This is a genomic window from Cerasicoccus maritimus, from assembly GCA_031296935.1.
GTDB lineage: Bacteria > Verrucomicrobiota > Verrucomicrobiia > Opitutales > Cerasicoccaceae > Cerasicoccus > Cerasicoccus maritimus.
Genome location: JAVDPD010000022.1, coordinates 43,299 through 68,497, shown reverse-complemented (window position 1 = coordinate 68,497; position 25,199 = coordinate 43,299). Strand labels below are relative to the sequence as shown.

Sequence of the window (25,199 nt, the reverse complement as noted above, 5' to 3'; positions counted from 1 at the left end):
GGTTGGCAGAGATGGCGTTTACTTGAAAATGACTTCGACGAGGGAGTAATCGTCTTCGAAAGGATCGCGGCCCTGCGCCTCGCGCACCCAGTCGACCATGTAATCGACCTTGGCTTTGCTCGACGGGTTGGGCTTGTTGAGCTCCACCGCGAATTCGTCGTCCGTCATCATCCCGGAGCCGTCCTTGTAGTCGACTTCGTAAACGCCGTCGCTAAACACGTAGAGCTTGTCGCCAGGCTCGATTTTGACGGTCTCCGTCATGTAAGTGAGGCCCGGCATGCCGCCCACGATCATACCCGGTGTCGCCAGGCGTTGCAGCTCGGCACCCTCGCGAACGAGGACCGATGCGGGGTGTCCGCCGGAGCTGTAAACCATTTCGCGGGTCTGCTTATTATAGACGCCATACCACATGGTGAAGTACATGTCGTTGTGCTTCTCCATGTCGAAGGCTTCGTTGAGCCCGCCCAGAACGGCACCCGGATCGTGGAAATCCACTCCCGGCAGAGATTGTGCGCGCATGACGTTGATCGCCGATACGGAGTGCAGCGCCGCGCCCACGCCGTGGCCGCACACGTCGAGCAGGTAGATGGCAAAATGGTCGTCGTCGAGCCAGTGGTAGCCAAAGGTGTCTCCGGCAAGATCAGTCGAGGCAATGAAAACCCAGTCGGTCTTGACGATGTCGTCCTCGTGCTTGCCCGGGAAGAGTGACTGCACGTAGCGCGCAGCTTCGTCGAGCTCGGCTTGCAGCGCGGCTTGCGCGGCATTACGCTCCAGCAGCCGGATGTAGCCCGTGGAGTGGTAGCGAATGCGCGCGATGACCTCCAGCTTGTCGGGCAGCTTGACCATGTAGTCATTGGCGCCGAGCTCGAAGGCCTTCTTCTTGGTTTCGGCCTCTTCCTTGGACGAAAGCACGATGATCGGCACGTCCTTCAGCTCGGGTTTGGCGCGGTAGAATTTCACCAGCGTCAGGCCATCGACATCCGGCATGACGAGGTCCTGCAAGATGACGGTCGGCTGGATGTGCAGCGCGGAATCAATGGCCTTGGTCGGCTCAGTCATCGAGTGGAATTCAATGCCGGGTTCATCGGCCAACATGCGGCGCACGGCCTCGCAAACCATGCCCTGGTCGTCGACCATCAGCACCTTAATTTTGAAATCCTGTTTAGCAGCTTCAAGGGCTTCACTCATAGCAATAATAGCCTCACCATAGCGGCCCCGCCTCCCAGCACAAGCGTTCAGTCATAAAATACGCCTTTAAGGCGTTAAAAATTAGCCAGTTAGCGAATAAAATGCGCAGAAATACACCATTTGGGGCACAAACACGACAATGGCACATTCAGTGCTAGGAGACACAACATATTGATTAGGGCCTTTACCATTTCACTACATTTAGGGCCAAACTACTATTTTTTTGACGTATTATTGACTAAAAACAATTTGACGTTTTGCCGGTTTCATACGATCGTATCGTCATCGGTGAAACGCCGTTAACTAACTAAACGAGACAGAACATGCCAGCAACCATCGAGACACCAAAAGCCCGTCAGGCTCCCAAGCCCAAGACGACCAAGAAACTCGCCGCGATCATCGACCGCATCGACGACCTCGGCGAATGGCCCATCACCAAGTGCGACGAGGCCAATGTGCCGCTGAACATCGTGATCAGCGAACCCGACGAATTCAATGCCCGTTGGACCCTGCTCGCGGATAACTTCAAGCCGCTCAACGCCACCATTGAAATCGAATCCTACGAGATCGAAGCCGACAACAAAGAAGACCTCCTGGCCGTCGTCAATGAAATCATCCTGCCGCTTTACAAGGCAGCCGTCTTCCAGCTGGAAACCAAAGGCACCTGCTTCTTCTGGAGCAAAGACAACAGCCAGAAATAGTCATCTCAGCACAGTTCAGTTAACGGAATCACGGGCGGGCCGTCACCTGCCCGTTTTTGTGTACGGATTTCTGAAATGTGGAGAGCCCACTCGAGTTTAACCACGGGGGACACGAGAGTGCTTTTGATTCTGAGCGACGTTGTGTCCTTCATGCCTGCAACTTTTCCGCGAAGCTGAGGTTGTAGATTGAAGCAACCTGTGATTAATTACATTTCTCGAGCAATGAGCCGCGCAATAAAAATACTCGCCCTCGGCGCCCTCGTGTTGATCACGGTGGTCGGCGTGTTTTGGCTGGGACGGCAGCGAGACGAAGCGGCGTCCACACCATCCACAACAGACACCTTGCCCACCACCACGTCCGCGCCACAGTATGCCACAGCACCCAACGGCGAATTCTCAGCCCGACAACCCCAAATCCCCAGCCAGCAGCCACACAGTGAGTCTAGCAGCGCGCGCACTGGCGAGATCATTGAAGGCGAAGCCATCGTGCAATTTGACGATAAAGCGGCCTTCAACGAAGCCATCCGCATCTTAACCAATGCTGGCATCCCCATGACTGGCAGCATCAGCTCGCTAGGCATGCTCCGCGTCGAGCTACCAGCTGGCGGCATCGATGAGCTGCGCCGCCTTCTGGGCGATCGCATTGCCGAGACCTACAACAACATCGCCGTCGCCCTGCCCGAGCCCATCGACGCCGGTGCCGACGGCGCGCACCTGCAAGCCTTTGGCGATAATTGGATCAAACTCCTCGGCGCACCCGACGACATAGCCGACTGGGGCAAGGGCGTCCGCATCGCCGTCATCGACGCCGGAGTGACCAGCCACCCCGCCTTGAGCAGTGCGCGTATCGACCGCTATGCACTGATCGAGGAGCTCGTCGCCAACGGCCACGGCAACGCCGTTACCTCGCTCATCGTGGGCAATGGAGACCTCGGTCAGCCCAGTGGCCTTGCCCCCGCAGCAGACATCCTCGCCTATCAGGCCCTGGGCGAAGACAGCGGCAACACCTTTACCATCGCCCAGGGCATCGTGGACGCCGTCGACCACGGCGCGAACATCATCAACCTCAGCCTCGGCGGCTGGGGCGACACGCCCGCAGTCCGCCAAGCCGTCCAATACGCCCACGAAAAAGGGGTGGTCATAGTTGCCGCCGTGGGCAACGACCGTCTCGACCAGATTACCTATCCGGCCGCTTACCCGGAAGTCATCGCGGTGACCTCCGTCGACGCTGGCCTGCATTGGGCGGAGTATCCCAACGCTGGCCTCGAAGGCAAATGGCCTGACATCGCGGCGCCCGGCGTCGGCCTGCCCGCCGCCTACACCGACCGCGACAACATCCTCTTCAGCGGCACCTCGGCGGCCACACCCGTGGTCAGTGCCGCCATCGCCGCCACCATGTCCGAGCTGAACGTCAGCGCGCAGGAAGCGGCGTCCATTGTCCTCGCCCAAACCAGCGACCGTGGCGAGCCCGGCGCCGACCCTTTTCTTGGCACTGGCGTGCTCGATCTAACCCGCGTCATGCGCGCCAACGAGAAAGGCGTGGTCGACCTCGCGGTGACAGATCACTACGTGGACGCAGGCCTCGCCAGCAGCGCCGGCCTGCCCGTCCGCATCGGCATTCAAAACCGTGGCACAACGGTCATCAACCACCCGGTCCTCACGCTGATGATTGGTGCGCAAAACAACCGCTCGACGATTCAGTTTGGCCCCATCGCGCCGGGCCAGGTCATTGAGTACGAGGCCACGATCCCCGCCGAATTTTTCACCGCCGGTCGCCCTGCCGCCATCGGCACAGTGATCAATACCGAAGAGGCCGAAGACGTCAACACGGCCAACAACGTAATCGTCACCGCCTACGGCGTCACCCTCGACGACGACGGTCAGGAAACCTTCATTGAAGCCCGCGTCCAGTAGGCGCTACCCAATCGCTACTCGCCGAATCCGGCATTAGCGATCATCAAACTAAACCAATGCAAAGCTGATGCAAAGAGCCCCTGGAAACCCGGGGACTTGGTAAATCGATGGTCAGCAGCCCGTCGGATTTGGTCGTACTGCCGGGCTGAAGTTGATTTGATGCATACAGTGGCTTTTCGCGTTGAGTGGCTACCCGACAACATTACTGGCGTTTACACCCCCCTGCGCATTGTGTCGTATTTCAACCTCCGCCCGGACATCGGCTCGGAGTATTAAGCATCGTCCAATTAACTTCCTGAAACAACTCAGCGGAAGCTTGGCAAGGTGACAATGGGGCGGACGTGAACACGGCGCTAAGATTTCTTTGTGAATCGTTTTTCGCTTCAGCCTTCTGGGGGCTACGACCATCTGTGTTCGTGGCCTAGACTCATCCGAAGAGCCCTGATGACATCAGTTGCCAACAGGAAAGGTGCTGCTTATACTCTCCGGCGGATCATCAGACCAAAAAGCATCGCTGCTCCAAAGAGCATGGCGTAGTGCGATGGCTCAGGGATCAAATTGACGCCATAGGTATCGGCTAGAGACTGCGAAATGGAATCCATCTGCCCGGCAGCCAAAGCGCCTGTGTAAAACTCAGCCGCAGCAACCTGGATGCCGTTACCGTCGGACAAAGTGCTGCGCGCATTCACGCCTATCCCGTAGCGATCGATGCTCGTAATGCCTACGCTGGACGACGTTGCGGTGTTGTGTACGAGCACTGACACGCCGTCCACGAAGACTTCGATGTCGTCCTTGGCGCGGAAATCAACGGCAAACAAATGCTCCTCACCGAAGACATTCAGGCCGGTTGACGACGTGAAATTTATTGAGAAATTCGTACCGCGCCAACCAACCGTCAAATTGCCATCAGCGGTCGCGCTGAGCAAGATGTAGCCTACCGAGCTCCCGGAATTGCCCAAGGAGAAAACAGCGCCTGCCTGATCAATCTGCGCGACGACAAAGCTCGACATACCCCAGTCCGCCAGCGTTGGCGTAGCGCCGACGAGATAGTCTCCACTTTGGGCGCGCACAAAGGGCTGATTGCCGAATACACCAACTTCGGCTGCATCATAAAAAGGTGAAGTAAAGATGTCCGTCCCCGCAGCGTCGCGGCCGTTGCCGCTGCTGTCCGGCCAGGGGATCGGCGTGCTCAAGCCACTGTCGAACATCCGCTCACCATCCGACAAACCAGTGATGTTCTCGCTGAGCAAACGCACTTCCAGCACCGCTTGCGCGGCAAGTGATGAGGTAAGGATCGAGGAGATTCCGAGGATGAGAAGTAAACGCATATTTTTGCTCCGGGTAGGGGTTTCTAATATTTGGGTAGAGGTGATTGCCACAGTCTGCATGACATGAGTTTGACACACCCGTGAAGCGACAGCACGCAATAGCACTTAACTTAAAATGACCCTTGAAAAATCGTCAATTCCCCCAAAACTTACGCGCGTAAGCAATCTATGAACAAGCCCCTTGTAAAACGCGAAGACGTCGCCCAAGCCGCAGGCGTATCCACTGCCGCTGTCTCTCTGGCGCTTCGCGGCAAAGTCGGCGTTTCCGCGGCCAAACGGGAGCACATCCTGGCCGTCGCACAGCGCATGGGCTACCAGATCGACACCGTAGCCTCGATGCTCGCCAGCAAGCGCCACCGCTCGCACAGCGAAGCCAGAAACCTCGAAATCGCATTCCTCTCTGAAAATCCGCTTGAGGATGGCATTGAAGAGCAAGTTCGCACGGCCACCCAGACGAATTTCCGAATCGTGCAAATTAATAAGCACACGAACTTCCGCCGCCTCCTGCGCGAACTTTATCATCAGGGCGTGTCCGGCATCCTGCTCCAATGGCGCAACATCGATTTCAACGGCGAGGACCCGCTCGCCCTGCCGTGGAGTGATTTCTCCGTCGCCAAAGTCTCCCGCGGCAACACTGCACTCCCCTTCAACCTCGTGCGCCACAGCCCCTTTGACTTCACCATGACGACCCTCGTCGAAGTCGCCAAACGCGGCTACCGGCGCATGGCGATGCTCTGCACTGAGTCCGTCAACCCCTGGGATGACGACGCCCGTCTCGGCGCTATCTATAGTTTTCAACATCGCCGCCGCAACGAGGGCATCCACTGTTTTTGGCGCGTAATCCAAAAGCAAAAGTCACATCCCGACTTGGGCGCGACCACCATCGACTGGCTCCGTGAATGCCGCCCCGACGTCGTCATCTTGCCCTATACCGACCTTCGCAAAGCATACGAGCAGGTAGGTCTGCATAGCCAGTTTCCCACCTACTGCTCCATCACCACAAACTCATTCTGCGGCATTGCCGGCTGCGACTCCCAAATGTCGGAGCTCTACATTGCTGGCGCTCGCATGGTCGCTGAACAAATTGCCCACGGCGAAAAAGGCTTTCCCACCTACCCCAAGGAAATCGTGATGGTCCCCCAATGGGTCGAAGGCAAAAGCCTGCCCATCCGCACAAGCTGAGCGGCTTCTCTGGTAGCGCATTTTTCATCTAACTTGGCCGAATCAGGTGGGGATGAGATTGAAATGCCAACGCCGCGACCTTCCAATCTGGCCTAAGCCTTTAACCGAGCGCTTTTCCACGTCAGCTTCGTTGGCTTTTCACTCACGCACTTCCAGTGCGCTACGCTCAAGCCGCCTTGCTGGACTCGAAAAATCACTGCGGCCTGATCGGCCAAGTTAGATGAAAAGCGCTCTAGTATCTTCACAAACGTACTGCCAATACCAAGGTGCAGCCGTTCGCCAGTTTCAAGGACGATGCATGCTTTCGGTCAGCCTATACATCGAACTCCAGCAGCACAGGCTTGTGGTCAGAAAAGAACCCAGGCAGCACCTCACAGGCGGTCATCCGATAAGGCTCGGGCAGAAAAACAAAGTCGATCGTTTTGCTGGGCAAATGCGCAGGGAAGGTCCGCTTGTCCCGCGGGTAGAGATGATATTCGCGGTGCTTGAGGATGTGCTGAAACAGGTGGTGGACGGCGTCTGCCTTCGGGCGTGAACGACTGTTGAAATCTCCGCAGATAATAGGCGCGAGCGGACGTTCGTCCGGACCACGATGTGCATTCTCGATGATATAGTCTACGATCTGTTCGACCTGCTCCAAGCGACGCTTGCGCGAACGAAAATCCAGATGAACGTTGAGCAAAGGCAGCACCTGTCCCTTATAGAGAATTTCCGCGTAGAGAAACCCTTTCTCGCCTAACGTGGCTTCCCCAAAAGCCTGGTTATGCCAATGCTCTAGTGGGTAGCGGGAAAGGATTGCGTTACCGTAAGACAGCGGGCGCTTGCCCTCGCGGCGATTATTCACGCCCAACTCCGCATACTCGTACCCAGCGGCGGCCTGGATCTCCTTGAGCAGATTGATGTTCCAGTTCCAATGCGAATCCTCATCAACCTCCTGCATGGCGACAATATCGGCATCCACTCTTTTCATGAGCTCACCGATTGCTCGCAGGTTTTTGCGAATACGCTCCGGAGAACTGAACTTCTGGTAGAGAGACAATCCGCGCCCGTGAGCGATATTGAAAGTGACGAGTCTGAGTTTGTCAGGCACGCGTTTAAATTGCTAAAATTGAGCTATCGCGCAAGCGGTTAGTGCATTGTGGATTCAAGTTGCATCGTTTGCGCAAATTACTCGAAGGCCTGCCGGCAGAATACCAGCAGGCCAAGTTTATAGTTCGTGTTAAACGCCTGCTTCTTTAGCGCTCTCAAAATACCATGACTATCCAAAGCACTCGGGTATCTGCTCAAGCTCAGTAACGACCAAGTCGGGCGTTACGTCCTGACAATCGGAATCATCCTCTCTGAGGCGCAGAGAACGGTTGTCACCTGCAAAGAGCGCAGTCTTAAATCCTAGTTCCTGCGCAGGCCAAATATCGTTGCGCAAATCGTTGCCGATGAAGAGAGTTTCTTCTGGTGCAATGCCGTCAAGGGCTTGGAGGCGCTCCTTGGCGATTTCGTAGAGACCAGGGCCGGGCTTGGCCACACTGTGTTCATAGGAATAAATGCAGAGCAATTCTTCCAAACCAAGATCATGTGGGCTGTCTTCAAAGAAGGCATCGAATAAGAGCGGCGTGAAAGCCTGCGCATTGGAAACGAGTCCGAGGCTCTTGCCTTTGTCGAGGCAGCTTTCAAAAACATCGAGCACGCCAGGCATCGGGTAAACCGGATTCACGCGCACCTCGAAGAGCGTTGCGAGCTGCATAAGGTTGTTGCGCGTGCTGCGACCACGGATCAGCTCATAGGCTTCGAGTTGCCCGAGCAGGTCCTCCCACACGCCGATGATGTCCACCTCGGGAAACGGCGTCCCCTGATCGCGACGGATGTCCTGCTCGGCCTTAATCGTGTCGAGGAAGAGTTCATTGATCGGCGTTTTCTCATCCAGAAGAATGAAGCCGACCTCTTCAATCGATTGACGAATGAGTTTTTCGCGGGTTTTGGATTTGTCGTTTGCAACGAGTGAGATGTCGCCCACTCCGCTCTGAAAGAGCGTGCCATAAATGTCGAACAAGACAGCGCGGATGCCCTTGAGCTTTTTCAGCTTAGGCTTTTGGCCAGTCGGGACTGGCTCCATTTCCGGGGAATTGTTACGGATGATATCAACGGGTTTCAGCTTAAGTGCCATAATCGGAATATTGCGGCCTCAAGCACGGGCGGCAATTTGAAAACGCTCCAAATTTTGATGCCCCTGATAAGCGGCCTCAATCAGGCTGTTTCAAGCGCCTTTATTTTGGCTTTCATTTGCTTGGCGGCCAAGGCGTAGCCGCCATCAGCACCGTCCACAAAATGAAGGTGCTCGTGCTGATAGTCGTCAATAACACACGTCATGATCGCTGAGTCAGCCACGTGACTCCCGAAAACAAGCTGCTCTGGCTTGAATGCTTCTTTGACGCGGGCAATCAGCTCTTCGCGTTGCCCTGTTGTGCCCGACAAGACAAAACGTAAACAGTCGTCTATCTTACGAAAATCAGCGTTAGCAATCAGGTCCCGTTGATAATGGCTCCAGTCTACCCCCGCAAACTTCAGCCCATACTTCATGATAATCCGTCCAACGATGATTTGGAGGCGCAAGTATTTGCCATAGCTCCAGCGACGCACAGCGTTCTGGGCAAACGTCCTCACCCGTTGCTCAAGCCGCAGCAAAGCCGGCTTGTTGGTGAGCTTGAGCCCACCCAAATGGAGAGGATTGGACTGCTCCGAGTCGCCATATGCGTCCTCCACCATCGCAATTAACTGACGGAAGATCGACGCGCGCTGATGCTCCGTGCCCATCGCCCGAAAAATGTAAGCCACCGTTTCTCCATGTCGGCTTGGGACATTATCCCAGCGGCATTCCAAGCCAGAGAAATCAGCGTTTTGCGGGCCTTCTTCCGTGAGCCGGTACGGGTTATCCGCCCGCGGATCCTTGACCAGCTCGTCTGCCTTTTCCAAGCCGCCTCCCATGAACATGGTCTGCGTAACCCACTCGGTCAGTTGAAGCCGCGCTACCCGCACTTCCCTCCCCTGCGCAATGATGTCCGCGTGCGGGACAATGCCAATGCGCAGCTTGAGCCCGAAGTCCTCGCGCGCCATACGACTGCTGGCCCGCAGCACCGCTTCGACATCCGCCCGACGCTCTGGCGGCAAACAGAACGTTGCGCCGTCACCACCAAATACGAACGGAATTTCCTCTGGTTTGTGTTGGTTGCGCACGCCCGCAATGGCCGCAACGCCCACCCCATTGACTTCCTTGTAGCGCCCAAGACGCAGATTTTCCGTGGAACCCTGAACATCAGTCAACGCGATCAGCCAGTCCTTCGGCAAACGTCGATAGACACCGGGATCGACGGCCTCCCGCAAAGATTTAATAAGGGGAAGCTGTTGAACGAAACTAATACCTTCAGCAGGCGGCACTAATTCATCCAAGTGATTTTTGGAGATTTGGCGAGCGGACATTTGTCGCCTCCTCTAAAATTATTGACAAAAAAACCGCCCCAAATTGGAGCGGTTTGAAAAAGTCATTCCTCGAATTCTAGTAGCGATAGTGCTCAGGCTTGTAGGGGCCCTCAACCGTTACGCCGATGTATTCTGCCTGCTCGGGCGAGAGTTTGGTCAGCTTGCAGCCGATCTTCTGCAGGTGCAGGCGAGCGACTTCTTCGTCGAGGTGCTTCGGCAGGATGTAAACACCTGGCTTGTAGGTTTCGACGTTCTTCCAGAGCTCAACTTGAGCGAGCACCTGGTTGGTGAAGCTGTTCGACATCACGAAGGACGGGTGACCCGTTGCGCAACCTAGGTTGACGAGGCGGCCCTTGGCCAGCAGGTAAATGCAGTTGCCGGTCGGGAAAGTGTATTTGTCCACCGCGCCCTGGTTGTCGGGCTTGATTTCCTCGTGGTCGACGCCGGGCATGTCGTTCAGCTTATCGACTTCGATTTCGTTGTCGAAGTGGCCGATGTTGCAGACGATGGCCTGATCCTTCATCTTGGACATCTGGTCAGCGCTGATGATGCCGAAGTTGCCCGTGGTGGTGACATAGATGTCGCCCCAGCCAAGAGTGTCTTCAACGGTCAGCACACGGAAACCTTCCATGGCGGCTTGCAGTGCGCAAATCGGATCAACTTCGGTGACCACCACTTGAGCGCCTTGAGCGCGCATGGCTTGGGCGCAGCCCTTGCCCACGTCGCCGTAACCACAGATCACGGCAACCTTGCCCGAAATCATGACGTCGGTGGCGCGCTTGATGCCGTCCACGAGGGACTCGCGGCAGCCGTAAAGGTTGTCAAACTTGCTCTTGGTGACAGAGTCGTTGACGTTGATCGCCGGCACGAGGAGCTTGCCCTTCTTGTGCATTTCGTAGAGGCGGTGAACGCCGGTAGTCGTTTCTTCGGAAACGCCCTTCCAGTCTTCCATCACGCTGTGCCAGTGGTTCGGCTTATCAGCGTTGATCTTCTTGAGCAGCTTCTTGATGACTTGCTCTTCGAGGCTGCTGGAATCGCTGTCGACCCACTTGTCGCCATTCTCGAGCTCGAAGCCCTTGTGGATGAGGAGCGTCGCGTCGCCACCGTCGTCAACGATGAGCTGCGGGCCTGTGCCGTCCGGCCAAGTGAGGGCCTGCTCAGTGCACCACCAGTATTCCTCGAGGGTTTCGCCCTTCCAGGCAAAGACCGGCACACCGAGGTTCTTCGCGACATAAGCCGCCGCGTGGTCCTGGGTGGAGTAAATGTTGCAGGAGCACCAGCGCACGTCAGCACCGAGTGCCTTCAGGGTTTCGATCAGAACAGCGGTCTGAATCGTCATGTGCAGCGAGCCCATGATACGGACGCCCTTCAGGGGCTGCTCGCCGGCATACTTTTCGCGCGTGGCCATGAGGCCCGGCATTTCGAATTGAGCGATCTCGACTTCCTTGCGGCCGAAATCGGCCAACGTGATGTCGCGAACTTTATAGTCAGTGGTTGTTTCTGTTACGGTGCTCATGTAATTGCTGAATTATGAATTCAGAATTATGAATTATGAAATCGACTGCGAACGTGCTGATAGTTTTCAGCATTCATAATTCATAATTCATAATTTTAAGAAATCGCAGATTTCAGTTCTTCGGCCTTGGCCGTGCATTCCCACGGCAGACCTTCCTTGGCGAAGTGGCCATAGTGAGTGGTGTCGCGATAGATCGGACGCAGCAGGTCGAGCTGCTTGACGATGTCGGCTGGCTTGAAGCTGAAGACTTCCTTGACCGCCTTGACGATGGCTTCGAGAGGAGCTTTTTCGGTGCCGAAGGCGTCGATGTGAATCGAAGTCGGGTGCGGGTAGCCGATTGCGTAAGCGACCTGTAGCTCAACCTTATCGGCGAGGCCTGCGGCCACGATGTTCTTGGCAACCCAACGGCACATGTATGCAGCCGAGCGGTCGACCTTCGACGGGTCCTTGCCGGAGAAAGCGCCCCCACCGTGACGACCGTAGCCGCCGTAAGTGTCGACGATGATCTTGCGGCCGGTGAGGCCAGCGTCGCCTTGAGGCCCGCCAATGACGAAACGGCCAGTTGGGTTGATCAGGAACTGGGTGTCTTCGTCGATCATGTCGGCAGGCAGCTCAGGCTTGATGACGTTTTCGATCAGGAATTCCTTGATCTCGGCCAGCGTAACAGCTTCGGCGTGCTGGGTGGAGATGACGACGTTGTTGATCTTAACCGGCTTGCCGTCTTCGTAAGCAACGGCTACCTGGCTCTTACAGTCGGGGCGCAACCACGGCGCGGGGCTGTTTTCGGCCTTGCGGATTTCCGCCATTTTGCGGAGCAAACGGTGCGCATACATGACCGGCGCGGGCATGAGCTCGGGGGTCTCGTTGCAAGCGATGCCGAACATGATGCCTTGGTCGCCTGCGCCCTGCTCTTCCGTGTCCTTGCCTTCGGCGCCAGCGGCGTCCACCCCCTGTGCGATGTCACCTGACTGCTTGGTCAGGATGTTGTTGATGAAAACTTCGTCAGCGTGGAAAACATCGTCGCTGTTGATGTAGCCGATGTCACGAATAGCTTCGCGGATAACGTGGTTGTAGTCAAAATTGGCGGAAGTGGTGATTTCACCAGCCACCGTCACGACGTTGCTCTTCACGAGCGTTTCGCAAGCCACACGGCTCTTGGGGTCCTGCGCGAGGCAGGCGTCGAGAATGCTGTCCGAGATGTAGTCAGCAACTTTATCGGGGTGACCTTCACCCACGGATTCCGAGGAAAAGTGGTAAGATTTACTCATAAGGCTCTAGCAAAGTGCGCAGCCTGAGCAGAAAATCAAGACTTTAAATCAATACATCTAGATTTATTGATGGGAACATTTAGCTAAACCACAAAATGAGCTATTAGCCTGCTAAGATATCGGGTATTACGTTCCTTGATTGCCAAAATCGACATTGCTGTTTATTAGTCCCTGCAAATTAAGATCCCGTGCTCCCGTGATGATTCGAACCATATATCAGCTAGTACTCATCGGTCTCTTTTTGCTGGCAGCCACTGCATCCAGCTCCGGCGCGTCTGTAGAATACACCTCAAACCAAGCGCTTATCAACCGCGCTGACGCAATTGCAGTTGTTGAGATCACAAATGTAACCGGCTACCGGACAGTTACCGGCGCCATTCGCACCAAAGCGCTGCTTCGGGTGATAGAACCGCTTAAAGGCTCCTTGCCGCAGTATTTTTGGGCCAGCCAACCCGGTGGCGTCGTGGGCGAAGAAGCAAACTACATTAGCTCCTATCCCTTCCTGAATCCCCATGTGCGCGCCCTCGTCATTCTTGAGACCAGCGCCTACGGCCCGCAATTTCTGGAAGCACCCTACGGCATCACCCCGCTCCACGCGGATTGGGTCAGCCCAAGCTACACTCTGGCCGAAGAAAGCGCAGAAGACTGGCTAGAGGACATTCGAGACATCCTGACCGAAGAACCGCAGACGGGGGCCAATTATCGCGCCCTCGCCGAAACCAGTGTTTCACAGGCAAGCGTAACAAGCACCGGCCTCTCAGGAGGCGATACGCCCAGGCGCTACCTCGCCCCAGACCGAGGAAGCTACATCCCTGTATTATACGACGTTTCAACGACTCCGCCCGGCATCAGCGCCGCTGATTGCCTAGAGGCGCTTGAAGAAGCCATCGCAGCGTGGGAAGCGGCCAGTTCGGTAGATTTGGAAATCGTGGGAAGCGAAACGTTTGCCCTGGCTGCCAATATTTTAATCAGCAGCTCCCAAAATCCAGACTACAAGCCAGACGGCTATATCTTCATCCAATTCCACGACACTTTTAACACCATTGATAATGGGACCTCTACTCTGGGCTTGGGTGGGCAATCCTTCTCCGCTTCGAGCACCTATCCGCCCGGTGGCGTCATCAATGGCTTAGAGTTTGAGCAAGCGAATCGCGGATTCGTCATCCTGGACCACGATAAGAGTTCGCTGCAAAATTTACCTAAGTTCAAAGAAGTGCTCACTCACGAACTAGGTCATGCGCTGGGCTTAGCCCATAGCAGTGAAAACCAGTTTGAAGCAGACCCGTTTTTGTCAGGCGCAACGATGTATTTCCAAGTCCATAATGATGGGCGCGGCGCCGCCATTACGAGCTATGACGAGGGTATTATCGCCAAGGCCTACCCCACCGACAACACCCCGCCCTATGGCTTTAGCCGCTACGTGAAGCTGGTGAACGGCTTTGCTCCCATTCAAAACGATTCCATCAATCGCTACCGTCTGGCCTATGGCGACATCGATGGCGACAGTGTCACGCTGGAAGTCCTGGAAGATGTCGACTCGACTAAAATGACGAGTGAAATCGTGGACAATGACACCTACGTGGAGTTCACCCCCTCCTCTACTTTTGGCGACAGCGTTGCCACTCCACCTGCATTCTTCACCGGGCGCCGTTTAATATTACGCGCCAGCGACGGCCAATACCAATCCGGCGCTTTTATCATAAGCCTCAAAGCAATCCTCTTGGACACCCGCCCCAGCGGGGCTCCGGATGGTCTACCAGACTCCTGGATGACCACATACTTTGGGCAAACATCGCCTGGAGCCAACATGGGCCCAGACGATGATTTCGACAATGACGGACAAACTAACGAACAGGAATTTCTGGGTGACACTGATCCCACTAACGCCAGTGACTTCTTCCGCCTGACCTCCTTTGAGGACGGTGTGGGAACCTGGGATCAACCGGAGTATGATATGGTCGAACTCATGACTTCCACTGACCTTCAGACCTTTACCCCCGTCCAGTTTTTCCAGGTAATAGACGGAGATACCTCAGGCAGCTTCACTATAGATGCCGATGCTGAGGTGCCAGTGTTCTACAAACTACAGCGCGTAGAATAACTGTGCGGACGAATTAATTGAATGCCTTTGAGGGCGAAACTTCGGCCCAGCTGACGAGCTCTAGTTCACCGACTTCGGCTTCGCCATCGCTGTAGTCACCGCTATCATCCGACGCGCCGTCGCCGAGGTTCACGTCGTAGTAAAACTCAGTACCATTGGTCACCTCAATATAGCTTGCAACGACAGCACCGCGAAACTGGCTCTTGGGCGAGCCGCCAACACCCGCTAAACGGACATTCGAATTAGGCGCGTTAATCACCCCAGTGAAGACATCGAAGTTATTCAAAACAACGTCTTGGCTGTTCTTTGCAATTATCTGAAACTGCGATGGATATTGCTGATCGATGTAATCAGCATTCACGTGGATGTTTTCACCCGCCATGATGATGAGGCTTGCATCGGGCTGGATTTCGATGTTGCCACCAAGGTTCAAATTGCGCTTTGCGTCAATCACCACCGTGCCATAAATCGTCATAGTGGCGTTCTGGTTGGTCGAAATACGCTCTGTGTCGACCCAAGTTGGGGTCAAGGTATTTCCCAACGAAATAGTCCTAGTGTTCTGCCAGTAGTTCTGGTCGTAAGAAACCACCGTATAGCCATCTGAAGTGGGAATATCCGGATCTGTGATTTCGCCGTCGAAATCGGTAGAAATATAATTGGCGTCCACCCCACTGGTTTGCGAAGAGTCAGGCCCGATAACGATGGCGTTTTGGTCCTCCTGATTCGGATTATTGTATCCAGAACTGTATTTAACCGAACCGCCGCCAGTACGAATGGAGCCATGAACGGTGGAATTATTGATTTTAATCGCGCTGTCGCCGGAGGCAGGAGTAGCGACGGTGACATAACGGCCTGTGTTCACTCCAAACTCAGGCACACCGTTATCCACGGTGCTGTCGTAGCTAGCTACGATCATCCCAGGATTATTGTGGTTGAGCTTAATTTTGTCGCGAGCGATCATACCGTAAGCAAAAACGCCAGAGCCTGTATTTTCCTCTTCCTGCTCTTCACTCAGGCCCTGCCTAACCAATGTCTCAACGGCGCGCTGGACGGAATCGCCTGCCATGTCGATCGTCGCCAACGAGGTGATCAGGTATTCGCCACCGCCTTGCTCCACGACTCTAACAGTAGTGTTTGAGTCGTATTGCCCGACGGGAGAATCATCCGAATAGACCCAGGTCAAGTCACTTGTTTTGGACCAGTCGCTGCTGCCAAGCGACTCTTCTGTAATGGCATGCATACCAAGCTCGATGCCCGACTCCGCCAAGTGAAATGCCGTGTACCCGAGGCCATAACGAACGGTCGTCCGGTGCTGGGTTATTAAACCGCGACTCATGTATACGATAGAAAGAATCGCAATAGCGCTGAAAATCATGGCTAGCAGGATGACTGAGCCACGACGTGAGTGGTAAACAGTTTTCATAGGATTCGATTGCGGAAGGTGATGATGGATGTTTCCGTTTTAATGTCTTTGGTGCCATTGGTGGTCGAAATTTCCGTTTGGATCTCCAGCTTTGCGGCGTTGATGTCGATAAGCGTCGAGGTCTCATCCCCAAAACGGTCGTAGTAGGTAAATTCAGCGGACTCTACCTTATCCAGCAGCACACGCTTGCTGCCGCTTCGATCGGCCTCGATGAGCTGCTCGTTTTCGGCGTCGAAGTAAATCGTCAACCGCTCAGCGCTCCCTCCGAGGTCCTTGGTCGTGAATTCAAAACTGGTGGCTGAAGTCGCATGCGGCTCACTGATGGAATGCATCTTCTTGTTGATGCGCTCGAATGCATACTGGGTGTTTGCCGAGTGCTCAGCATGCTCCATTGAGACTTTCAAGCCCTTACTAAATGCCAAGAAAGTCGTCGTGACACCGCCTGCCAACAAGCCGAATATCACCAATGCAATCATCAGCTCTGGCAGCGAAAATGCGCCGCGTGCGACCTTAGTTTGCGGTGCTGAATTTTTTGTCGGATAGTCCATCTTTTGTGAAAATTGCGCGTCCTACTACGCTCTTAGTCCGCCCGCCGAGCGACCATTCAATAGTAACTGTGGATTCGATGACTTCCTGAGCAGAGTCGACAAAGGAGAGCTCACGCACGACTGAGTAATCCACATTGTTTAGGGTAGACTTCGATTTCGTCGTCACTGAGTTCGAGTTGTCACTGATGCCGATCAACTTTGCCAGTAGGCTGTTGTCATCCTCTTCTGAGGAACCCGAAATTGATTCAGATAGCTGATCAAAGGTCTGGGTTCGGAGACTTTCCAACTCGGAATTAAGAACCGTAAAGCCACTGCGCATACTGTCAGACTGGTAATTCAGCTCCCTTATCTCCGGAATCGCCAACAGGCTAGCGCCCATAACGAGCCCCAGGATCGTCATTCCGATCATAATTTCCACCAAGGAGAAACCGCCATGAACACGGTGATGCTTCAGTTCTGTTTGATAAATGTGTTTCACAATGAATCTAAAATATCGGTCTAATCTGCCCTAGCCTAAGTTGACCAATTACTCTGCCCTGATGAAAGCATAAATCAATCCCTTGCTGAGGCGTTTAGGGAAAAACTCCTGTTTGTACATTTTTTTTGCAATTGGTAAGGCCAACGCGACCAGTTTTAGCAGATCTAAACTTAACCATTAGTTAATGACTTTGCAAAAATACACACATTGACTCAAAATGAGTGTTGTTTACTAGCACGCTGTAGGGTCTATTGGCAACGCGGACGACAGTGACATCGATCTGCAATACACTCTCACCGACTTGATCAGACTTTTTCGACGCCCGCTAACGCAATTTTCGAGCTCGATAAAACTTTGTTTGTGAATCTTCAGAGTTACGACCAGTTTAGGGCACTTCGATTAAACCTGCCATGAGCGAAACGTTAGCGATTTTGATTCTGAGTCGGCGTTGCTCAGTTCGAGACAGGGCTTTTTGCCCAGCCACCAAACTAAGCGCCTTGCCTACCTTTCAATGGTTGCACTTTCTCGTCTCATGGAAGGTAATGGAAATGCCCTTTAGCAGAAAAATCCTGTTCAGAACATGAGACGGTTTCCATCAACCCAAAAATGAATCGTGCGCGAAAGCCGACAAATAGCTGAATTTAATCTGGATGCTGTCGTAACTTCATTTGGCGGTGTCGCTACTACGACATTTATTGACTTCCTGCGACAGAAGATCGTTACCAATTGCCCTGGCAACAGCGACCTTTACAAGCACACTGCCCAACCTCCCGTTTCCAATAATCCCTATTTTCGCGCGATTTACATTTTCGGTGACCCAACACTGGCTACGATCTCCTTGTTCAATAGGAATTTCCACCAGCACCATTCGCAAATTATGCAGGCAAATTTTGGGCAAACCTCCTTCATTCATGAGGCCCAAACTCTCGATGCATACCTTCAGCAAGGCGATGATCGTTTCAATTTTCGTCGTCATTTTGACCTCTGGAGAAACTCCGATTGCTGGTATCCTAGACTCATTCTTCGTTATGAAGTTCTCTGGGACAGATTGGATGAAATCGCAAATTTCCTCTCCATTCCGGCAAGCACATTTGCTGATTTCCCGCCACAGCAAGCTCGTGGCTCAGCTATAGATGACTTACCTGCCAAGACTCAAACTGCCCTTTATAACCTCTATGGATCTGATCAAGCTTATCTAGCATCCCAACCCGATTTCCAAATACTCCCCGGTAAACGACTACGCTACTTCACGGATTTGCGCTTCTTCCCGCAATCACACTCACACTTGCGCTCCATACCAAAATCTCTGTTTCGCAATCTCAAAAATCGCCGATGACCTCAAGGGAAAGATATGTTGTGCTCAAGGGCTCCAACGCCGCTGGCTTGGGAGACAGGCTACTGGCACTCTGTAGCGCACTGGCTTACGCTAAGCTAACTGGTCGCACGCTGGTGATTGACTGGCGTGATGGGCTATATGGCCAGGTTGGGCAAGACGCCTTCAGCTCCGCATTGCGCTTAGTCAACGTTAAGCACTCTGTAGAAATCCCCAAAGGCATCACGATTGCCCCACCACTATGGCGGGATAAACTCGATTTCACCTTTTCAGAACTGGTTTCTCACTACGAACCTCAGCACCCCTGGGACCGAAACGCTGCGCATACGCTCTACTCAATTGATCAAGGCAATTTAGACTACCAGGAAGACATCGTCGTCATCTGGGACTATGAGCAATTCGATAAAATGGTTCCTGCATTACGAAAGCACCTGAGACGTCCATGCGCCACGATATATGAACTTCGCAACCAACTCCTCCGCGAACATCTACGACCAACGCCCCCCCTTCAGAATCGAATAGATCGAGCGATTCATGAAATCCAGACTCCAGCAATTGGTCTCCATGTCCGCGCAACGCAGGAGGGTATGTCCCGCTACGTTGACGTTGCCATCTTTGAACACTTTCTTGAAGCCCTCAGCCAACGGCGCGCCTACGCCTCGATTTTCCTGGCAAGTGACAACATCGAAATTGTGGAGCGCCTGCAGCAGAATTTTTCCGTCACCACCACGCAAAAGTGGTATCCGGCTGCTTGGGAACCCATGCACCTCTCGGACAAGCGACCTGATAAGACCGAAAATCTCCTGGAAGCGATGACGGACATTTACCTGCTGGCATCATGTCAGACGATTCTGTATTCGCTCTGCTCGTCGTTCGGCCACGCCGCGAGTCTATTGAGTGAATGCTCTGAAGATGAAGTTTATTTGTTGGAAAATCTCCCCTACTGCCGCACTTGGAAAGCCTACCGCCAGCGCAAACTTAAAAATCGTCTGCGACGCTACTTGAATCGCCTCTTGCGCCGGGCTAACTAGCCAAAAAACTAAGCGAACTCCGCGATTGAATTCCCTTGAGGCGGTTGTTCTAATTGCTCACTTAGTATGTCTTTGCAACAGCAGCCCTATTGCCACTCACGCTTTAAAGCCATTCGCCGCCAAACGCGCGAAGTAATGGTTGGTTCCGTCGGCGTCGGCGGCAACAACCCAATCCGCGTGCAATCCATGACCACGAGCCTGACACAAGATGTCGAGGCCACAGTCAAACAATGCATCCGCCTGGCAGAGGCCGGTTGCGAAGCCGTCCGCGTGACCGCTCCCAACAAGACGGCCGCCGAAGCACTGGGGCCAATCCGCAAGCAGTTCAGTGCGGCAGGTTTTGCAAACGTGCCGCTGGTAGCCGATATCCACTTCCTGCCAAGCGCCGCTATGGTTGCCATCGAGCACGTGGAAAAGGTCCGCGTCAACCCGGGCAATTACGCCGACAAGAAGAAATTCGCCGTCAAGGAATACACAGACGACATCTACGAGCAAGAGCTCGAGCGCCTGCACAATTCCTTCACGCCACTCGTTCTGCGCGCCAAGGAACTCGGCCGCGCCCTGCGCATCGGCACCAACCACGGTTCGCTGTCCGACCGCATCATGAACCGCTACGGTGACACACCGCTGGGCATGGTCGAGTCCGCATTGGAATTTATCCGCATCGCCGAGAGCCACAATTTCCACGACATCATTTTGTCGATGAAGGCCAGCAACCCGAAGGTCATGATTCAGGCCTACCGCCTCGTCGTCGAGAAGATGAACCTCGAAGGCATGCAGTATCCGTTACACCTCGGCGTGACCGAGGCTGGCGAAGGCGAAGACGCCCGCATCAAGAGCGCAGTCGGCATCGGTGCCCTGCTCTACGACGGCTTGGGCGACACCATTCGCGTTTCGCTGACGGAAGATCCCTGGCACGAAGTGCCCGTCTGCCAGGAGCTGGTCAAGCGCGCGCACGCCCACTGGGAGCAGTCCGCCGCCCTGCCGGAAACAGATCGCGCCGAAAAGCACCAGAACTTCTACGAATACCAACGCCGCGAAATCGTCGATTTGTCCTTTGGCCAAAACGCGCCTCTCGGGCCACTAGAGCCGCCTCGGGTGATCACCGCCGCTGGCCGTCCGCTCTCCGAGCACGCCGAAATAGTGAAAGACGTGCTCGCCGTGAACCGCAAGTTCAAGGACGCCAAGGTCGAAGGCTTGTTGGTGGAAGTCGCTTCCAACGACGAGCTGCCCCTCCTCACACAGCTCGCGAAGGTGCTCGGTTCCTCCGTCGAAACCATCGTCGTCAAATGCCTGAGCGAAGACATTTCCATGGAGGGCGTGGAGTTCAGCGATGACGTTCGCTGGATGTTCGTTTGCAAATTCAAAGAGAACTGCCTAGAGCACGCGCACCAATGGGCCGTGGCCAATAATTTCCTCATCGCCCTCGATACCAGCGCGCACCAGGTCCTCGAATGGCAGGACACCATCAAACAGCTCGGTGACGGACATATCGTTTTCACCCGCACCGGCGTTCCAGGCGACACCCACGCAACCGGAGCTTACCGCGCGCTGGGTGATGCGCTGAAAGAAATCGGCAGCAAGGCCCCGCTTTGGATCCGCGTGACGCCAGAAATGCAAGTCCTGCAGGAACCCGGCTTTGGCAACCAACTGCTCGAAGCCTCCATGGTAGCAGGTAATTTGTTTGTCGACGGCATGGGCGACCTGATTTCCGTCGAAAATGTCGACACCTTTGCGCAACGCACGGCCCTCGCCTACAACATGCTTCAGGCCGCCCGCATGCGCGCCACGAAAACAGAGTATGTCGCTTGCCCAAGTTGCGGTCGCACGCTGTTCGATCTTCAGGAAGTCACCCAACGCATCAAGGGCCGCACCGGCCACCTGAAGGGCGTCACGATCGCCGTCATGGGCTGCATTGTGAACGGCCCCGGCGAAATGGCAGACGCCGACTTCGGTTACGTGGGCGGTGCACCAAGCAAGATCAACCTCTATGTCGGCAAGGAATGCGTAAAGGTGAACATTCCTGAAGCGGAAGCACTCGACCGCCTCGTGGACCTCATTTCCGAGCACGGCAAGTGGGTTGAACCAGAGGCCGCCGCAGAAACCGCTGAGGTATAATATTCTTTAGCAAAACACTTTCAGCGCCGCAATCCGTTCACCGGATTGCGGCGTTTTGTTAGCCAGAGTTTCTGAATTCCTGTTCATGAGGTAGGTATCTTAATGCGCAATTAAGAGATCTGTGCTATAATGCTGTCTAATTTCCAATGAGGCGGTTTCTACTCATCCTTTGCGCCATTTGTCTGGCGCTGTTAGCGCTGTGGCGCTGGAGCGGTCCAACGACCGTCGGCGAGTTTGGCCTTGGGCAGCAGGCGCGGATAGAAACGCATTCGGAAAATGAAGCTTCAGAAACGCAAAGTTACTCAGATACATTGGCGAAGACTGAAGGCTTACGAGAAGCCATTTCAGATTTCTCCCGCCGCGATCCCACGCTCGCTGCCATCCTCTCTCGCTCGACGCTGCTCGACACCCAAACCAATGCTAACAGTGACGGTTCCCGCGTCGAAAAGCGCCTCTACCACACGCCAGAGAAATATCCGCATTGGCGCGTGGAAACCACCTTTAGCTCCAGCGGCGCGTTCGTCCGCGATGAAGTCGTGGTGGCCGACCACTTGATCGTCCGTGCGCCCATTGATACACTTGACGCGACTGTCGGTCAATTGGAGCAGGCCGATTTGACGATTCGCCGCAAGCTGTGGGCACCGGGGCATTTGCTGGTCAGTGGCCCGGAGGCAAGTTTGGAGGCCCTTGAAATCATTCAAAACCGCATCCAGCAAAGCCTGGCAACCGAGATCGATACGGCCCAAGCCGACACCATTGTTTTTGCGGTCAACGCCATTACTCCCAACGACCCCAAATACGGCAACCAGTGGATGCACGACACGCTCGGCAATGACAACGGGCCGGACATCAATTCGCCCGATGCCTGGGGCGTTCAGGCGACGGCGGAAGATGTCGTCGTAGCGGTGATTGACTCCGGCATCGACCACACTCATGTCGATCTCACCGCCAATATGTGGATCAACTCCGGCGAAGTCGACGGCAACGGTATCGACGACGACCAAAACGGTCTGATCGACGACTACTACGGCTACGATTTCTACAACGACGACGGCGATCCCTACGACGACAACAAGCACGGCACACACTGCGCCGGCATCATCGCGGCCGCAGGCAACAACGGTGTCGGCATCAGCGGGGTGGCCTGGGAGTCACAGTTAATGGGCCTCAAGTTTCTTTCCTCATCGGGCTCGGGCAGCCTCTCCGATGCGCTCAACTGCATCTACTACTCGTGGTTTATGGGGGCGGATGTGAGCAGCAACTCCTGGGGTGCCAGCGGTGACACGCCCTCGCTGCTGAGTGACGTGATTCGCCAAGCGGGCATCCCGTTCATCGCCGCCGCTGGCAATGACGGCGAAGACACCGACACCAATCCCCACATGCCGGCTTCTGACGATGAGCCCAACATCATTTCCGTTGCTGCCCACCGCAGTTCGGACGCCTTGGCGAGCTTCAGTAACTATGGCGCGACTACAGTCGACCTCTCCGCTCCCGGCCAAAGCATTTACAGCACGCTGCCCGGCAACAGATACGGCAACCTCAGCGGCACCTCCATGGCCACACCAGTCGTTGCCGGCGCCGTTGCTCTGCTCCTTCAGCATTCCCCCGGACTGAGTACTGCCGAGGTCAAAGCGCAGCTCTTGGCGTCAGTCACGCAAATCAGCTACCTGGAGGGAAAAACCATGTCCGGCGGCCGCTTGAATGTAGCGAACCTGCTTGGCGCTGGCGCTCAGCCCCCAGAATTCACCAGCAGCACTAGCGCCCAGGGCTACGTTGGCGAGGCGTTCTATTTTGCCTTAACCGCAGACAACGAACCGACCAGCTTTGCCGCCGAAGGACTTCCCAGCGGGCTCAGTATTGACACGGAAACTGGCGAGATCTCCGGCTATCCGACCACTGCTGGCGAATACTCCGTGACGCTGACCGCCAGCAATGACGCCGGCGACACAGAGCAAACCTGGGCCCTCAGCATCGGTAGTGAGCTCGACCTGTGGGTCACTGAAAACCTGGGCGAGATCCAATCCCTCGCCGACCTGGAGACGCAGGACGCGAACGACGATGGCGTCTCCGACATTATCAATTACGCCACCGGCAGCTCACTCAGCGATAACTCGCGGCAAAATCTGCCCGAGGTAGAAACTGGCAGCGATCAACGCCCAGTCTTTACCTTTCGCCGGCGCGAAGGCTCGGGCTCGGGATCAACGGCCAGCGGTTACACGATTGGGGGCGTCACTTACACCGTCTGGTGCAGCGAGGACATGCAGACCTGGAACACAGGAGACAGCTACATCGAGCAAATCGACACGCCCACATCCAATGGCGATGGCACGGAAAGCGTCACAGTCGCCGGTATCACCGACGCCAATTTCTGCTTTTACCGGCTGGAAGTTACCTTGGCGGAGTAGCGGCTTAGCGTTCCCACTCGAGGCCCTTCTTCTTCATTTCGTAAACCAGACCAAGCGTCAGGATGAAGAGGAAGAACAGAATTGGCCAGAAGTCCAAAACGCCTACGGCCAGCAGTTCGCGGTAAACCATAACCCACGGGATCATGAACACCATTTCGATATCGAACAGGATGAACAACATAGCAACCACGTAGAACTTCACGCTAAACTTCGGGTGCGGCTTGCCCTCTTCCAACATACCGCACTCATAGGCGGAGTCCTTGACGTAGTTGCCTCGGGCGCGCTGGCCAAAGATGTGACTAGCAATCAAGATCGCTGCGGCAATCACCACAGCGAGAAGAATTTGAATCATTACGGGCAGGTAGTCCACCAATTCCATAACCGCCAAGCAAAGCAGCCGCTGAGCCGATGGCAAGCGGGTTTTGCGGAGATTTATAAAAACCCCGTCGGGAATTACGTTTTCGATTGTGGCCCATGAGTGGAGTTGTTTTCTTCAGCGCATGACGGATACCGGAGGAATCTTTATCTCCTTTGAAGGCTCGGAAGGCAGCGGGAAAAGCACCCAAATCGCCCGACTCGCCAAAGAATTTGAAGCACGCGGGCGCGAAGTCGTCCTCACACGCGAACCAGGCGGCACCCCGCTGGGTGAAGAAATCCGCCACTTGCTCAAGCATGCGGACGCTGGCTTTGGCATGTGTCCCGAGGCCGAGCTGCTACTCTTTGCTGCCAGCCGCGCGCAACACGTCCGCGAAGTCATCCAGCCTGGCATCGCCTCAGGCAAAGTCATCCTCTGCGACCGCTTTCTCGACTCGACCACGGTTTACCAAGGCGTCGCCCGCAAACTGAGCGAAGACCCGGTTAGCTCGATCAACCGCTTTGCCGTGGGTGATGCGATGCCGCACCTGACCATCGTCGTGGATGTCCCGGCCGAGATCGGGCTCGCCCGTGCCGCCAAGCGCGCCAGCGACCTCCCCGACCGCATGGAGCAGGAAAATATCGAGTTCTACCAACATGTCCGCCAAGGCTACCTCGACCTGGCCGAGCAAATGCCGGAGCGCTTTTTCGTCGTCGATGGGGCTTTGGCCGTAGAAGACGTCGCCACCCTGATTTGGGCCGAGGTCACCGAGCAATTTAAGTTAGCCTAAGAGGGCGTCTAAAAAGTCTGATCGAGTCGGCGAGATGTATTCGAGAGGC

At 55.0% G+C, this 25,199-nt stretch carries 20 protein-coding genes; 9 read left to right on the top strand and 11 right to left on the bottom strand.

What is annotated here, in order from left to right; genetic code table 11:
• Nucleotides 1–18: 18 nt before the first annotated feature.
• Nucleotides 19–1,188 carry a SpoIIE family protein phosphatase gene (locus RBB62_RS13785; protein WP_309399525.1) on the bottom strand — a complete coding sequence of 390 codons (1,170 nt, stop codon included), beginning with the start codon at nucleotides 1,186–1,188 and terminating at the stop codon, nucleotides 19–21.
• A gap of 323 nt (nucleotides 1,189–1,511) precedes the next feature.
• Between RBB62_RS13785 and RBB62_RS13780 the strand changes: the two genes are divergently transcribed.
• Both RBB62_RS13780 and RBB62_RS13775 read left to right on the top strand, forming a co-directional pair.
• On the top strand, nucleotides 1,512–1,889 hold the full coding sequence (locus RBB62_RS13780) for a hypothetical protein (RefSeq protein WP_309399524.1): 378 nt from the start codon (nucleotides 1,512–1,514) through the stop codon (nucleotides 1,887–1,889).
• 222 nt (nucleotides 1,890–2,111) lie between these two features.
• On the top strand, nucleotides 2,112–3,803 hold the full coding sequence (locus RBB62_RS13775) for a S8 family peptidase (RefSeq protein WP_309399523.1): 1,692 nt from the start codon (nucleotides 2,112–2,114) through the stop codon (nucleotides 3,801–3,803).
• 476 nt (nucleotides 3,804–4,279) lie between these two features.
• Here the strand turns inward: RBB62_RS13775 and RBB62_RS13770 are convergent, their stop codons facing one another.
• A complete protein-coding gene (locus RBB62_RS13770) occupies nucleotides 4,280–5,131 on the bottom strand; it encodes a PEP-CTERM sorting domain-containing protein (protein WP_309399522.1) in 852 nt (283 codons plus the stop codon).
• Nucleotides 5,132–5,299: 168 nt separating this feature from the next.
• Between RBB62_RS13770 and RBB62_RS13765 the strand changes: the two genes are divergently transcribed.
• Nucleotides 5,300–6,313, top strand: coding sequence for a LacI family DNA-binding transcriptional regulator (locus RBB62_RS13765; protein ID WP_309399521.1), 1,014 nt, complete (start codon nucleotides 5,300–5,302; stop codon nucleotides 6,311–6,313).
• A gap of 313 nt (nucleotides 6,314–6,626) precedes the next feature.
• Here RBB62_RS13765 and RBB62_RS13760 read toward each other — a convergent pair whose 3' ends face one another.
• The 5 genes from RBB62_RS13760 to metK form a co-directional block, all read right to left on the bottom strand.
• The gene (locus RBB62_RS13760; protein WP_309399520.1) at nucleotides 6,627–7,403 is read right to left on the bottom strand and encodes an endonuclease/exonuclease/phosphatase family protein; all 777 of its coding nucleotides are present in this window, start codon (nucleotides 7,401–7,403) and stop codon (nucleotides 6,627–6,629) included.
• 168 nt (nucleotides 7,404–7,571) lie between these two features.
• Nucleotides 7,572–8,474: an HAD family hydrolase gene (locus RBB62_RS13755; protein ID WP_309399519.1), complete on the bottom strand. Its 903-nt coding sequence runs from the start codon at nucleotides 8,472–8,474 to the stop codon at nucleotides 7,572–7,574.
• A gap of 80 nt (nucleotides 8,475–8,554) precedes the next feature.
• Nucleotides 8,555–9,784 carry a DUF3095 domain-containing protein gene (locus tag RBB62_RS13750; protein WP_309399518.1) on the bottom strand — a complete coding sequence of 410 codons (1,230 nt, stop codon included), beginning with the start codon at nucleotides 9,782–9,784 and terminating at the stop codon, nucleotides 8,555–8,557.
• A gap of 76 nt (nucleotides 9,785–9,860) precedes the next feature.
• Entirely contained in the window at nucleotides 9,861–11,300 is a 1,440-nt protein-coding gene (gene ahcY / locus RBB62_RS13745) for an adenosylhomocysteinase (RefSeq protein WP_309399517.1), read from the bottom strand.
• A 95-nt stretch (nucleotides 11,301–11,395) separates the two neighbouring features.
• The gene (gene metK, locus RBB62_RS13740) at nucleotides 11,396–12,568 is read right to left on the bottom strand and encodes a methionine adenosyltransferase (RefSeq protein WP_309399516.1); all 1,173 of its coding nucleotides are present in this window, start codon (nucleotides 12,566–12,568) and stop codon (nucleotides 11,396–11,398) included.
• A gap of 199 nt (nucleotides 12,569–12,767) precedes the next feature.
• On the opposite strand from metK, the gene RBB62_RS13735 reads away from it, so the two are divergent.
• Nucleotides 12,768–14,669 (top strand): matrixin family metalloprotease, encoded by a 1,902-nt coding sequence (locus tag RBB62_RS13735; protein WP_309399515.1) that lies wholly within the window; start codon nucleotides 12,768–12,770, stop codon nucleotides 14,667–14,669.
• Nucleotides 14,670–14,682: 13 nt separating this feature from the next.
• Here the strand turns inward: RBB62_RS13735 and RBB62_RS13730 are convergent, their stop codons facing one another.
• From RBB62_RS13730 to RBB62_RS13720, 3 genes are read right to left on the bottom strand one after another with little or no spacing between them, the layout of a single operon-like run.
• Nucleotides 14,683–16,092, bottom strand: a complete 1,410-nt coding sequence (locus tag RBB62_RS13730) for a DUF7305 domain-containing protein (RefSeq protein ID WP_309399514.1) — start codon at nucleotides 16,090–16,092, stop codon at nucleotides 14,683–14,685.
• Entirely contained in the window at nucleotides 16,089–16,640 is a 552-nt protein-coding gene (locus tag RBB62_RS13725; RefSeq protein WP_309399513.1) for a PulJ/GspJ family protein, read from the bottom strand. Before RBB62_RS13725 ends, RBB62_RS13730 begins: the two co-directional genes overlap by 4 nt.
• On the bottom strand, nucleotides 16,603–17,118 hold the full coding sequence (locus RBB62_RS13720) for a pilus assembly FimT family protein (RefSeq protein ID WP_309399511.1): 516 nt from the start codon (nucleotides 17,116–17,118) through the stop codon (nucleotides 16,603–16,605). The genes RBB62_RS13725 and RBB62_RS13720 overlap by 38 nt, the downstream gene beginning before the upstream one ends.
• 613 nt (nucleotides 17,119–17,731) lie before the next feature.
• Between RBB62_RS13720 and RBB62_RS13715 the strand changes: the two genes are divergently transcribed.
• From RBB62_RS13715 to RBB62_RS13700, 4 genes are all read left to right on the top strand, one after another.
• Nucleotides 17,732–18,454 (top strand): hypothetical protein, encoded by a 723-nt coding sequence (locus tag RBB62_RS13715; RefSeq protein ID WP_309399510.1) that lies wholly within the window; start codon nucleotides 17,732–17,734, stop codon nucleotides 18,452–18,454.
• Nucleotides 18,451–19,482, top strand: a complete 1,032-nt coding sequence (locus tag RBB62_RS13710; protein ID WP_309399508.1) for an O-fucosyltransferase family protein — start codon at nucleotides 18,451–18,453, stop codon at nucleotides 19,480–19,482. The genes RBB62_RS13715 and RBB62_RS13710 overlap by 4 nt, the downstream gene beginning before the upstream one ends.
• Nucleotides 19,483–19,548: 66 nt before the next feature.
• Nucleotides 19,549–21,600 carry a (E)-4-hydroxy-3-methylbut-2-enyl-diphosphate synthase gene (gene ispG / locus RBB62_RS13705; RefSeq protein ID WP_309399507.1) on the top strand — a complete coding sequence of 684 codons (2,052 nt, stop codon included), beginning with the start codon at nucleotides 19,549–19,551 and terminating at the stop codon, nucleotides 21,598–21,600.
• 146 nt (nucleotides 21,601–21,746) lie between these two features.
• Nucleotides 21,747–24,005: a S8 family serine peptidase gene (locus tag RBB62_RS13700; protein WP_309399505.1), complete on the top strand. Its 2,259-nt coding sequence runs from the start codon at nucleotides 21,747–21,749 to the stop codon at nucleotides 24,003–24,005.
• Between the two features lie 4 nt (nucleotides 24,006–24,009).
• Here RBB62_RS13700 and RBB62_RS13695 read toward each other — a convergent pair whose 3' ends face one another.
• Nucleotides 24,010–24,384: an NADH-quinone oxidoreductase subunit A gene (locus RBB62_RS13695; RefSeq protein WP_309399504.1), complete on the bottom strand. Its 375-nt coding sequence runs from the start codon at nucleotides 24,382–24,384 to the stop codon at nucleotides 24,010–24,012.
• 121 nt (nucleotides 24,385–24,505) lie between these two features.
• On the opposite strand from RBB62_RS13695, the gene tmk reads away from it, so the two are divergent.
• Nucleotides 24,506–25,150 (top strand): dTMP kinase, encoded by a 645-nt coding sequence (gene tmk, locus RBB62_RS13690; protein WP_309399503.1) that lies wholly within the window; start codon nucleotides 24,506–24,508, stop codon nucleotides 25,148–25,150.
• Nucleotides 25,151–25,199 lie beyond the last annotated feature (49 nt).